Origin of the sequence: Acinetobacter sp. AOR12_HL (genome assembly GCF_027855275.1) — a bacterium.
Lineage (GTDB): Bacteria > Pseudomonadota > Gammaproteobacteria > Pseudomonadales > Moraxellaceae > Acinetobacter > Acinetobacter baumannii.
This window is the reverse complement of the sequence record NZ_JAKTIJ010000028.1, coordinates 66,751-79,193: the sequence shown is the minus strand read 5'-3', so window position 1 is coordinate 79,193 and position 12,443 is coordinate 66,751. Positions and strand designations below refer to the sequence as shown.

13 protein-coding genes are annotated in these 12,443 nt (G+C 39.2%); 8 read left to right on the top strand and 5 right to left on the bottom strand.

Translation table 11 applies throughout. The annotated features are described in order from the left end of the window. Positions 1 to 87 precede the first annotated feature (87 nt). Positions 88 to 1,224, bottom strand: a complete 1,137-nt coding sequence (locus tag MKL36_RS14655; protein WP_000602467.1) for an acyl-CoA dehydrogenase family protein — start codon at positions 1,222 to 1,224, stop codon at positions 88 to 90. Between the two features lie 18 nt (positions 1,225 to 1,242). After that, the gene (locus MKL36_RS14650) at positions 1,243 to 2,013 is read right to left on the bottom strand and encodes a 3-hydroxyacyl-CoA dehydrogenase (RefSeq protein WP_021510412.1); all 771 of its coding nucleotides are present in this window, start codon (positions 2,011 to 2,013) and stop codon (positions 1,243 to 1,245) included. A gap of 165 nt (positions 2,014 to 2,178) precedes the next feature. Here MKL36_RS14650 and MKL36_RS14645 point away from each other — a divergent pair, with 165 nt between their 5' ends. The 3 genes from MKL36_RS14645 (at position 2,179) to MKL36_RS14635 (ending at position 5,269) form a co-directional block, all read left to right on the top strand. Continuing rightward, the gene (locus MKL36_RS14645; RefSeq protein WP_002055849.1) at positions 2,179 to 3,207 is read left to right on the top strand and encodes an AraC family transcriptional regulator; all 1,029 of its coding nucleotides are present in this window, start codon (positions 2,179 to 2,181) and stop codon (positions 3,205 to 3,207) included. A gap of 244 nt (positions 3,208 to 3,451) precedes the next feature. Continuing rightward, positions 3,452 to 4,426, top strand: a complete 975-nt coding sequence (locus MKL36_RS14640; protein WP_000054100.1) for an aliphatic sulfonate ABC transporter substrate-binding protein — start codon at positions 3,452 to 3,454, stop codon at positions 4,424 to 4,426. Between the two features lie 3 nt (positions 4,427 to 4,429). Further along, positions 4,430 to 5,269: an ABC transporter permease gene (locus MKL36_RS14635; protein ID WP_021510411.1), complete on the top strand. Its 840-nt coding sequence runs from the start codon at positions 4,430 to 4,432 to the stop codon at positions 5,267 to 5,269. A gap of 2 nt (positions 5,270 to 5,271) precedes the next feature. Here MKL36_RS14635 and prmC read toward each other — a convergent pair whose 3' ends face one another. The 3 genes from prmC to MKL36_RS14620 all read right to left on the bottom strand — a co-directional run bounded on the left by prmC (position 5,272) and on the right by MKL36_RS14620 (position 8,205). Further along, positions 5,272 to 6,087 carry a peptide chain release factor N(5)-glutamine methyltransferase gene (gene prmC / locus MKL36_RS14630; protein ID WP_021510410.1) on the bottom strand — a complete coding sequence of 272 codons (816 nt, stop codon included), beginning with the start codon at positions 6,085 to 6,087 and terminating at the stop codon, positions 5,272 to 5,274. After that, positions 6,087 to 7,175, bottom strand: coding sequence for a peptide chain release factor 1 (gene prfA / locus MKL36_RS14625; RefSeq protein WP_000648005.1), 1,089 nt, complete (start codon positions 7,173 to 7,175; stop codon positions 6,087 to 6,089). Before prfA ends, prmC begins: the two co-directional genes overlap by 1 nt. Positions 7,176 to 7,365: 190 nt before the next feature. Continuing rightward, entirely contained in the window at positions 7,366 to 8,205 is an 840-nt protein-coding gene (locus MKL36_RS14620) for a type 1 glutamine amidotransferase domain-containing protein (protein WP_021510409.1), read from the bottom strand. 119 nt (positions 8,206 to 8,324) lie between these two features. Between MKL36_RS14620 and MKL36_RS14615 the strand changes: the two genes are divergently transcribed. The 5 genes from MKL36_RS14615 (at position 8,325) to MKL36_RS14595 (ending at position 12,435) form a co-directional block, all read left to right on the top strand. Next, positions 8,325 to 9,227, top strand: coding sequence for a LysR family transcriptional regulator (locus MKL36_RS14615; RefSeq protein WP_000089870.1), 903 nt, complete (start codon positions 8,325 to 8,327; stop codon positions 9,225 to 9,227). A gap of 197 nt (positions 9,228 to 9,424) precedes the next feature. Next, on the top strand, positions 9,425 to 9,847 hold the full coding sequence (locus MKL36_RS14610; protein WP_000772604.1) for a glycine zipper domain-containing protein: 423 nt from the start codon (positions 9,425 to 9,427) through the stop codon (positions 9,845 to 9,847). 234 nt (positions 9,848 to 10,081) lie between these two features. Further along, entirely contained in the window at positions 10,082 to 10,585 is a 504-nt protein-coding gene (locus tag MKL36_RS14605) for a hypothetical protein (protein ID WP_000783724.1), read from the top strand. Between the two features lie 134 nt (positions 10,586 to 10,719). After that, positions 10,720 to 11,724 (top strand): LLM class flavin-dependent oxidoreductase, encoded by a 1,005-nt coding sequence (locus tag MKL36_RS14600; RefSeq protein ID WP_001257201.1) that lies wholly within the window; start codon positions 10,720 to 10,722, stop codon positions 11,722 to 11,724. A 147-nt stretch (positions 11,725 to 11,871) separates the two neighbouring features. Next, positions 11,872 to 12,435, top strand: a complete 564-nt coding sequence (locus tag MKL36_RS14595; RefSeq protein ID WP_000020766.1) for a hypothetical protein — start codon at positions 11,872 to 11,874, stop codon at positions 12,433 to 12,435. The last annotated feature ends 8 nt before the right edge of the window (positions 12,436 to 12,443 follow it).

Sequence of the window (12,443 nt, the reverse complement as noted above, 5' to 3'; positions counted from 1 at the left end):
CAAAAATGCATCATTTCAATTGCAAGAAACCGCACATGGTGTGCGGCTTCTTGCAGTTTTAAGTTTAAAAACTCAATACCTTATGATCTAAACTTGAGCCACTTCACGAGCAATCACCAAACGTTGAATATCAGAAGCACCTTCATAAATCTGACTTACACGGACATCCCGATAAATTCTCTCAACAGGGAAATCACTGACGTATCCATAACCGCCATGAATCTGGATTGCATCCGAACATACTCGCTCAGCCATAGTTGATGCAAAGAGTTTCGCCATTGAGGCCTCTTTTAAACAAGGTAGTCCCGCATCTTTTAAAGTTGCAGCATGCAAAACTAGCTGATGTGCCGCTTCAATCTGAGTTGCCATATCGGCTAAGCGAAAACCAACCGCCTGATGCTGAACCAGCTCTACACCGAAGGCCTTACGTTCGTTTGCATATTGCACGGCTGCATCAAAAGCAGCTCTTGCCATACCAACAGACTGAGCAGCAATACCAATACGTCCAGCCGCTAAATTAGATAACGCAATTTTATAACCTTCACCTTCTTGTCCCACCAAATTTTCTAAAGGAATCCGGCAGTCCTCTAACGTAATGGTTGCGGTGTCCGAAGCATGTTGACCCATTTTGTCTTCAATACGAGTCACCAAATAGCCTTGTGTATTCGTGGGTACAAGAAAACACGAAATTCCTTTTTTGCCAGCCTGTTTATCTGTAACCGCAAATACCAAAGCCACTTGAGCATTTTTACCACTGGTAATAAATTGCTTTACGCCATTGAGTACCCAATGGTCGCCATCTCGCTCAGCTTTGCATAAAATCGCGCTCGCATCGGAACCGACATGTGGCTCAGTTAAACAAAAGCATCCTAGCCATTCACCAGAAGCAAATTTTGGCAAATAGGTTTGTTTTTGCTGCTCTGAACCGTATGCCAGTGTAATACCGCAAATCAAAGAGTTTTGTACGCTTACGATTGTCGAAATAGCACCATCGCCTGCGGCAATTTCCTCAATTGCGAGTACCAAAGATACATAATCCATTCCGGCACCGCCCCATTCATCGGGCACAGTCATCCCCATAGCGCCTAGGGCGCCTAAGTCTTTTAATTCCTGAGCCGGAAATTCATGGGTCTTATCGCGATGTGCAGCAGTTGGTTTTAACTGATTTTGCGCATAGTTACGCATCATCTCCTGAACCATACTTTGTTCAGCATTTAGAATCATTTCAACATCCTTATTTTATTATTTTGCTGCCATGCGAATTGCACCATCTAAACGGATGACTTCACCATTTAAGTAAGAGTTTTCAGCAATATGGGCAACCAAACGAGCAAACTCTTCTGGTTTTCCTAAACGAGATGGGTACGGCACCATTTGCCCTAAAGCATCTTGTACATTTTGTGGCATACCCTTAAGCATTGGAGTTTCCATAATTCCCGGTGCAATGGTCATAATACGAATGGCATGTCGTGCTAACTCACGAGCGATCGGTAAAGTCATCGCAACAATAGCGCCTTTTGATGCAGAATAAGCTGCCTGTCCAATTTGACCGTCAAATGCTGCAACAGAAGCAGTGTTAACAATGACGCCACGGTCCTCTTCACCTTCTTCAACCGTGTTTTTGCTCATTGCATCTGCTGCAAAACGCAACATGTTAAATGTACCTGTGACATTAATATTTAAAGTCTTTGCAAATAATCCCAAGTCATGAACGCCCTCACGACCAACTACTTTTGCAGAAGGGCCAATACCGGCACAGTTCACCAAACCATGCAAATGACCATGTTTAACCAACACATCTTTAAAGAACTGCTCAGCAGCTGCTTCATCGGTTACATCAAGTTTTACAAAGTCAGCTTTTGGCCCTAACTGTTTCGCCTGCTGCTCACCTGCTTCTATATTCATGTCTACTAATGTGACTGAGGCACCCTGCTTTACCAAATACTCAGCAGTTGCAGCCCCTAAACCAGAGCCACCACCTGTAATCACAAAATGTTTTCCTTGAATTTTCATTATGTAACGTCCTATAGAAATGTTCTTTAACCTTAGTAGTGAGAGTAAAAGTTGTTTTTTTCCGATACAATTTCAAAAAACCTCAAAATGCTTGCAGCTTTTGATCAATCCAAATTTTGAATATGAAATATTTCACGTGAAATACCTAAAAAATGAGTCTTTGACATGGTTGTCCAATCTTCTTTAAGTAAAGGAACAATTTCGATTGCACTGGTACATGAAGCATTAAGTGCGGCTTATGCCAAAGGGCTCAATACTCAAATTATTTTGAATAAAGCTGGCATTCCTGCTGAATTACTTATGACACCTAAAGCGCGTGTTCCGGTAGCAACGTATGCACAATTATGGATAGAACTTGCCAATGCCATGGATGACGAGTTTTTTGGCATGGATAGTCACCCTATGCGCCGTGGTAGTTATAAATTACTTACAAAACTCGTCAGTACGGCTGAAACTTTAGAAAAAGCACTCTACGATATTTTGAAGTTTTTTAATTTTGTGCTTGACGATATACGAGGAGAACTCATTCGAGAACAAGAAAAAGCTTATTTGGTGATTCATGATCAAGAACAACCCAAACGTATGTTTACCTACGCAACCTTTTTAATGTTGGTACATGGGCTTATGTGTTGGTTAGTTGATCAAAGAATTAGTTTAAACAGTATTGCGGTACGTTGTCCAAAACCGAACGATATTCAAGATTATTTGGTACGCTTTTGTGAAGATATAGACTTTAATGCCGAGATAAATCAGATTGAATTTGATGCGCACTATTTAGATATAAAAATTAAAAAAGATAAAAAAGCGCTTTACGATTTTTTAGAGCAAACTCCACAAAATCTTTTAGTTCGCTTTAAAAATGAAAATGCATTAAGTGTTGTTATTCGGCGTCATTTATTGAAACTTCACCCAGCCGAATGGCCTGAACTCAAAGATGTCGCACAGCAGCTCAATATTTCAGAAGCTACCGTTCAACGCCGACTTAAACATGAAGGAGTGAGTTATCAACAAATCAAAAATGAAATTCGCTGTGATATTGCAATTGAACGCTTAAGCAAAAGCAATGATTCAATACAAGACATTAGTGAAGACTTAAATTTCCATGACCCGAGTGCATTTCACCGTGCTTTTAAAAAATGGACAGGTGTTAGCCCCGGCGCTTATCGAGATAACTTAACTACATTCAAGCAATAACATATACATCGAATGAAGTTTAAGGCATTAGGGCTTAAGCTTATGATATTTATGTCTTTTAAATTCAATATTTCAGATAAATGCATTATTTAAAAAATTAATAATTACTATAAAAACAGAGATTTACAATTTTATCCAAACTTTTATCTTTCAAACTGATTTACAAATCAAAATAACTAAGTTTGTAAGCCTCTAAACACATGAAAGGATGATCTATTATTTCATTTTCGGTTTTATTTTTATCATGTCTTTAAAATCAAAATTTTCTCTACCAAAGACTTTGTTGGCATCAACATTGGGGTTTGTATTTGCTTCATCTACTTTTGCCGCAATTCCGACTACACTTAAACTTGATTACGCCTACTACGCACCAACCAGTCTAGTGGTAAAAGATCAAAAACTTCTCGAAAAAGCACTACCAAATACCCAAATTAAATGGGTTTTCAGCCAAGGCAGTAACCGCTCATTAGAATATCTCAACAGTAATAGTATCGATTTTGCTTCTACTGCTGGATTAGCTGCTGTATTAAGTCGAGCGAATGGAAGTCCAATTAAAACTGTTTATGTACAAAGCCAACCGGAATGGACCGCCCTCGTTGTCGCAAAAAACTCACCCATTAAAAGTCTAAAAGATTTAAAAGGTAAGAAAATTGCAGCTACAAAAGGAACCGATCCTTTCTTATTTACACTACAAGCACTAGAAACAGTAGGCTTAAGTAAACGCGATGTACAACTGGTCCATTTACAACATCCAGATGGCAAAACCGCATTAGAACGTGGCCAAGTAGATGCTTGGGCGGGGCTTGATCCCTTAATGGCTTCAGCTCAAATTCAATCAGGTGCCAAATTGCTTTATCGTAATATAGCATTTAATAGTTATAGCGTGCTTAGCGTGAAAGAAGACTTTGCAAAGCAAAGCCCTGAAGCGGTTGAAGCAGTTATTAAAGCCTACGAACAAGCCCGAAAATGGGCAAAAGCCAATCCAGATAAAGTGGCAGCACTTTTAGCTCAAGAATCGAAACTTCCTCTACCCGTGGCTAAACTACAATTGAGCCGAACCAACTTTGATCAAAGTATTCCAACAGCAACTCAAGCACAAGCACTAAAACGTTCTGGGAAAATTTTGACTGAAGAAGACTTGGTTAGAAAAGGCACCAATGTCAACCAAGTGGTTGATCAGTTATTAGATCCACGTTTTGCTCAAAAAGTCGTGAAATAGTATATGAGTGATTCATTTAACAAAGCTGAGCTAAATCATTTCTTAGCTCAGCAAGCTCTAAAATCACAGAAAAAGCATTTAAACCATAAATTTACACGGTGGTTTAAAGCGTTACTCATTCCACTCATCTTTTTAGCGGCTTGTGAGTTTTTAGTCAGAAATGGCTATATCGATGCTTATCTACTCCCCGCACCGTCTAGTTTATGGCAATCTTTTTTAGATTTAGCTCATAGCGACCTATTTGCCCATATTTATATTAGTACGTGGCGTGTTCTATTCGGCTTTATTATAGGGAGTGGTTTAGGTTTAATTTTTGCGATTTGGGTTGGATTAAGTAAAGAGGCAGAAGCATATTTAGAACCAACTTTTTCAGCAATTAAGTCGATCCCAAGTCTTGCTTGGATTCCACTGTTATTGCTTTGGTTAGGAATTGACGAAGGTTCGAAAATTACGCTTATTGCAATTGGAGCATTTTTTCCAACCTACACCAATACAGTTGCAGCGATTCATAATGTAGATAAAAAGCTCATTGAAGTTGGAAAAGTTTATCGGCTTAATGCTTTTCAGCGAATTATATCTATTATTTTACCAGCAGCCTCTCCGGGCATTTTAACGGGTTTACGTAACAGCTTAAGCTTATCGTGGATGTTTATGATTGCAGCTGAACTGATTGCGGCCACACAAGGGATTGGCTATTTACTCAGTGATGGCCGAGAAACGTCTCGACCAGATATTGTTATCATTGCAATTATTTTATTGGCGCTATTGGGTAAAATAACCGATACTTTTATGAAACTTATAGAAAACTGGTTGTTACGTTGGCGTGATACGCTACAAAAATAACTTTAAATCCAACATGCCAAAGTGACTCGATCATTTCGGCCATAGTCTTGTATAGTTCTAATCTCACTAAAACCATGCTCTGCGAAAATGCCTCGAACAGCTTGCCCCTGATCGTAACCATGTTCCAGTGCAATCCAGCCTTGCGGTTTTAACCAGTTTTTGCCTTGAGCAATAATAATTTCAATATCGGCTAACCCATGATGGTCTGCAACTAATGCACGGCGCGGCTCTGTTGCCAAAGCTTGCATGTGTTCATCCTCAGGGTCAATGTACGGCGGATTAGAAACAATTAAATCAAATTGTTGGGGTTCTAGTGCTTCAAACCAAGCGCCACAAGCAAATTTCACATGATGCAAGCCATGTGTTTGTGCATTTTCTTTTGCGACTTCTAAAGTAGGTGCGTAAATATCAGTTGCTGTGACGAACCAGTCTGGACGTTCACTTGCCAATGCAAGCGCAATTGCACCTGTTCCCGTTCCCAAATCCACGATATTTGCATTCTTTGGCAAATTTAGATTTAAAACAGTTTCAACTAAAACCTCAGTATCTGGTCGTGGCACTAAAGTATCCGACGTTACTTTTAAATCGAGCGTCCAAAATGGCTGCGAACCTGTCACATAGGCTAAAGGTTCACCATTTTGGATACGTTCAAGACCAGCCAAGTAATCTTGCTCTTGTTGGGCTGTTAACTCTTGCTCAAGTCTGAACTTTAATTCGAGTGAATTGATTTTTAGAAAATGCTCAAGTAACCAAGCATTTTCCTGTCGTTCATAACTGTCAGGCTCACCACGAATTGCAAGCGCTTGAGCAATATTCATTAGCCGCCATTTTCCTGTGCAAGCATCGCAAGCTGATCTGCCTGATATTCACGATGTAAACTATCGAGCAATTCCGTTAGATCACCTTCCATAATGGCATCTAACTTATATAAAGTTAGGTTAATACGGTGATCCGTCATACGTCCTTGCGGGTAGTTATAAGTACGGATACGTTCAGAGCGGTCACCAGAACCGACCAAATCACGGCGCATTTCAGAAGTTGCTGCATCGGCTGCTGCACGTTTAGCATTTTCTAGACGTGATACTAGCAATGCCATCGCCTTAGCTTTATTTTTATGCTGTGAACGTTCTTCTTGGCACTCAACGACTGTACCGGTTGGAATGTGAGTAATACGGACTGCCGAATCGGTTTTGTTAATGTGCTGACCACCCGCACCTGATGCACGGTAAGTATCAATACGCAAATCTGCCGGGTTAATTTCAACGTTAGTATCAACGTCAATTTCAGGCAAGATTGCTACTGTACAAGCTGACGTATGCACACGACCTTGTGATTCAGTTGCTGGAACACGTTGTACACGATGCGCGCCACTTTCGAACTTTAAGCGGCCATACACACCATCACCATCTACACGGCAAATGACTTCTTTAAAACCACCATGCTCGCCTTCATTTTCAGAAAGGACTTCAATACGCCAACCTTGCGATTCGGCATATTTGCTATACATACGGAATAAATCGCCTGAGAAAATTGCAGCTTCATCACCGCCCGTCCCAGCACGAATTTCTAAATATGCAGCATTAGAGTCATTTGGATCTTTTGGAATCATCAAAATATTAAGCTGGCTTTCTAATTCTTCAAGCAATGCTTTATTTGCTTGAATTTCTTCTTCTGCCATATCTTTAAAGTCAGGGTCCGACTTCATCATTTCAGCAGTTTCAATATCTTCTTCTGCTTGACGGTATTTGCCCCAAACTTCGGTAATTTCAGTTAAATCACTATGTTCACGAGACAGTTTACGGAAACGTTTGTTATCGGAAATCACTTCTGCATCTGCAAGCAATGCAGTAAGTTCTTCATGACGATCACAGAGTTGATCAAGACGTAAACGGAGTGACGCTTTCATAAGAGGAAATATCTCAAAAGTCCAAAAAACTTATCTAGATAAATATAAGAAGATAAGCCAAATCATAAAAATAGCGCATAGTTTACAGTTTATGCCGATTAAATAACATATGTAATCCTTTAAAACGTTAACTTTCCAAATCCATATAATAAAAGAGACTTTATTTATAAAGTCTCTTTAACCTCTATAGTTATTTTAATTTTTCTAATAAAGATTTACCGACAAGAACAGCCGAAGCTGGATTTTGTCCAGTAATAAGTTCACGATCCATCACTACATTTGGCGACCAAGCTTTCGTATTGCTTTGATATTTTGCTCCAAGTGACTCTAATGCAGTTTGTGGATAGAACTTCATCTCACCACCTTTTAATAAGCTCTTCGCTTGCTCTTCTTCTTGATTGCTAATTACTGTCATCTGATAATTTTTATAAATCCATTCTCCAGTTTTAACTTTTTTACCTTGTTCAAGTTGCTTAATGGCTTCCGCAGCATGAGGTAAAGTTGACATCAGGGCTATAGGACCATGACAAACCAAAGCTGTAGGCTTTCCTGCATTATGAAAAGCTGTAAGTACTTTTCCAAGCTGTTTATCTTTTAATAGGTCTTGCATAGGCGCGTGTCCGCCCGGAATATAAATAGCATCAAATTGATCTATACCAATTTGCTCAATACGCGCCAGACTTACAACAGGAGAATCTTGAGCAGAAGTTAACTTTAGATCATGTAATAAACCAGCATACTGCTTTAATGCTTTTTCATCTTGATTAAAATACATTGCATTATTTGATGACTTATCTAACGTTGGAGCTTTCCCCTTTGGAGTGGCAAATGTTACGGTATGCCCTGCATCTAAAAGCATTTTTGTAGGCTGCATCAACTCATTAAGATAAAAGCCCGTTTTAAAAACCTGCTTATTCTTTAGCTGTAACTGTCCTTCATCAGACAATACAACCAATACATGAGCGGCATTTGCACTTAATGCTGCCGAAGCTGCAATCATTGCAAACATTATTTGATTTAACTTCTTCATTATTCGACCTTCATTCCAAGCATTTGCTAGATTTATAACTGGGATGGATATATTCTATTTTTACCCCAGAGGTAGAAAAACAACTCATTTCACAAATCTTTTTTGCGTTTGAGGACAAAATGTCTCGCCAATTTGACCATCTTGCCGATGTTGAAGTGTTTTTAATTGTGGCCGAAAAGCTTTCTATTAGTGCAGCTGCAATTGATTTATCTACAACGCCTTCAGTCATTAGTAGAACAATTACAAGACTCGAGAAAAAATTAGGTATCCAGTTTTTTAGAAGAACTACACGCCATTTAAGTCTGACCGAAGCAGGTCAGCTTTACTATGAAAAAATGCAACATGCTTTTCAGTTAATTGACCATGCTGAACGCGTGGTTCAAGGTGAACAGCTACAAATTTCTGGAAAAATTAAATTAAGTGTACCTACGACTTATGGGCACTATCGTCTGCCTCCCTTATTAGAAAAATTTCTTTTGAAATATCCGGACATTCAAATTGAAATTAGTATTTCTAATCGAAACGTTGACTTAATTGCTGAGGGTTTTGATTTAGCCATCCGTCAAGGACAACTTCCTAACAGCACCCTTATTGCTAGACCTTTAGAGCAAGCTCCTTTAAAACTTGTTGCCTCACCTGCTTATTTGAAACGCATGGGTATTCCAAAAAATTTGGAAGAATTAAAACATCATCAATGTATTGCCTTTGAATTGCCCAGTAGCGGCAAAATAACCCCATGGTTTTTAAAAAATGATAATGAGGAAATTCAATGGATACCAACAAATCGAATTTTAGTAAAAGAAGATATTGTGGGTGTGGTAACTCTTGCTGAAAGCGGGCTAGGTATATGTCAAAGTTACGACTTTATTGTTAATGAAAAAATTCAACAAGGAAAACTACAACCTATACTTACTACATATGCAGGTCATACACGTCCTTTTTCTTTGTTATATGCGCAGCATAAACACATGTCCTCTGCTACCCGTGCTTTAATTGATTTCTTATGTTCAAATGATGACTAGCTAAACTGAATATATGTAAATGGTATTTAATTTTTCTAGGTGAATAGTAAATATTCCATTTTAATAGAAAGCATACAAAGAAGACACTAAACTCCAATAATCGAATGAAGGTTCTCCACATTTAAAGAGAAGTGTTTTGTTACATTTGCCGTAACGAAAGATATTAAGGTCCTGTAACTTGGGACACGGAGTAAATGATGAAATTAAATGCTTTATTATGTAGTGCTGTTTTAGCTACTTCTATGGTAACTGTAGCACATGCTGACAACACAACTCATGTAGCAGCAGCTTCTGCTTTAGGTAGTATCGCTGGTACTGCAATTGGTAAAAGCATGGGCGGTACATCTGGCGCAACAATTGGTGCTGCTTTAGGTGGTGCTGGTGGTGCAGCAGTTGCAAGTGACCGTCGTCACCGTACAGAATCTGCAATTGGCGGTGGTTTAGGTGGCGGTGCAGGTTATACTGTTGGTAAAAGCATGGGTGGTACAAACGGTGGTTACATCGGTGCTGCTTTAGGTGCAGCTGGTGGTTCTGCTTTAGGTAATAAAATTTCTAAAGACCGTGATGCAGACCATTCTTCTAAGTATTGGAAGAAAAAACACCGTCATCATCGTCACTAATTACCGTGATGAAATCGGCTTAAAAACACCTTCGGGTGTTTTTTTATAACTAAAAATTTTGGTTTCTAAGATAGTTGCTCATAGTTTATCCATATATTAATAGAAACAATACAAAGCAGACACAAAACTATCGTATCCGCATGTGCCTTCTTCATAATTTTCTCGAAATTTTTAATTACATTTAGCTCAAGACATAAAGATTGCTCGTTATTGAAAAGAGCATGGAGTTCCACAATGAAAATGAATGTTTGGTTAGCAAGTGCATTAATCGCAACAACATCTATGGTTACAGTTGCTCATGCAGATAATGGTACCCGTGTAGCGGCAACTTCTGCTCTAGGTAGTGTAGTAGGAACAGCAATCGGTAAAAGTATCGGTGGTACATCAGGTGCAACAATTGGTGCAGCTTTAGGTGGTGCTGGTGGTGCAGCAGCAGCAAGTGACCGTCGTAACCGTACAGAAGCGGCTATTGGTGGTGCTTTAGGCGGTGGCGCAGGTTACACCGTTGGTAAAAACATGGGCGGTACAAATGGCGGATATATCGGTGCAGCAGTTGGTGCCGCTGGTGGTTCTGCTCTAGGTCGTAAAGTTGCCCAAGATCGTAACTATGATGACCGTTATGACCGTCGTTATGATCGTGATGACCGTAGATATTATGATGGTGATCGCCGTTATTACAGAGGTGGTAACTACCGTCATGACAACGGTTTACACCGTGGTTGGTACAAACATCGTTAATTTATATATCAAACTAAAAAAGCACCCTAGTGGTGCTTTTTTAGTTTAGGAAGAAAGCCATATCGAAAAAAAACGATATACATTGGCTTCTTTATATCGTATTATTTCGATATAACGTTTTCCGAGAATATCGCATGCGATCACTTCAAGATACTAAATTTTCAATTTTGGAGCTTGCCCCTATACGTGATGATAAAACTATTGAGTTTTCATTACGTCATGCACTAGAGCTTGCCCAACATGCAGAAAAGTTAGGTTATGACCGTTTTTGGCTTGCAGAACATCATAATATGGATGGAATTGCGAGTTCGGCAACAGCTGTTTTACTTGGTTTTATCGCGGCTCATACCCAGCGCATTCGCTTAGGTTCAGGCGGAATCATGCTGCCAAACCATGCTCCCTTAGTGGTTGCAGAACAATTCGGTACATTAGCTACTTTATATCCAGACCGTATTGAGTTAGGTTTAGGTCGCGCTCCAGGTACAGATCAGGTCACCATGCGTGCCCTACGCCGTGGGCATCAGGAAACAGAAGATCAGTTCCCAAGAGATGTTGTAGAAATCTTGCAATATTTCAAAGCACCTCAAGTGGGCCAAAAGATTATTGCGACACCTGGACAAAATACTCATGTACCTGTCTGGTTGTTAGGTTCAAGCTTATTTAGTGCCCAGTTGGCTGCAAAACTTGGTTTACCCTACTCATTTGCATCACATTTTGCACCACGTATGCTTGGTCAAGCCATTGAACTTTATCGTGAGAATTTCGAGCCTTCTGAATATCTAGATAAACCTTACGTTTCAATGGGTGTTCCAGTTGTCGTTGCTGATACAGATGAAGAGGCACAGTTCTTGGCAACAAGTGCTTATCAACGTGTATTAGGATTAATTCGTGGGGAAAGCCTCAAACTTAAGCCACCAGTTACATCTATGCAGGGATTATGGAACACGGCAGAACAACTTTCTGTTGAAAACTTCTATACGATGGCACAAATCGGTTCAGTTGAAACAGTACGTTCGGGTCTGCAAAAACTTCTGGACACTTATGAAGTCGATGAGTTTATTTTTACTTGTGATGTATACGACACAGCTAAACGCTTAGATAGTTTCACCCAATTAATGCAAGTAAAATCAGGAAATTAATATATATGCAACATCTCATGTTTGAATCTATATCAAGCATGAGATAACCACCTATCTGAAAATACTTTACCCAGACTCCTTGCTTGGTTATTTATATTAAAACGATAAAAAATCATCATAAATGAAAACCAAAAGGACTTTTGGAAAATGAGTATTGACCTTAAAAATAATGTCGCTAAATCAGCTATTTTTCAAAATACAGTTGAGGATTTTGAAGCCTTCACTGGTCAAATTCTGCCATCAAATAAACTTAAAGAATTTGATTTTTCTCATTTAAATGTAGCCATTATTGGAACGGATCAGGAGACCGTAACGCATTTAGAAAAAATCTGCCAACAGGCAAAATTTGTAACGGTATTTCAAATTACGCCTCACTTTATTTTACCTCACAGTCAAATCGGTATACATCGATTAATTACCCATCCACTTATTGCCAAGAACCGGAGGTTATTTAACAATCGTGTTAAAAGCATCTTAGCTCTACGTTTTCTTGAAACCCAAGTAAATGAAACATGGCTTAAACGACTTTTGACGCCCAATACCGCACGGGCAAATAAAACATTTTTTAAATCGGATAGCTACTATACGGCACTGCAAAGACCAAATTGCAAACTACAAACTTGGCCGATTGTAAAAGTTACCGATACAGCCATTTATAGTATGGATGGCACTCAACGACCCGTTGATATCATTATCAGAACTACACCTTAAAAATAAAA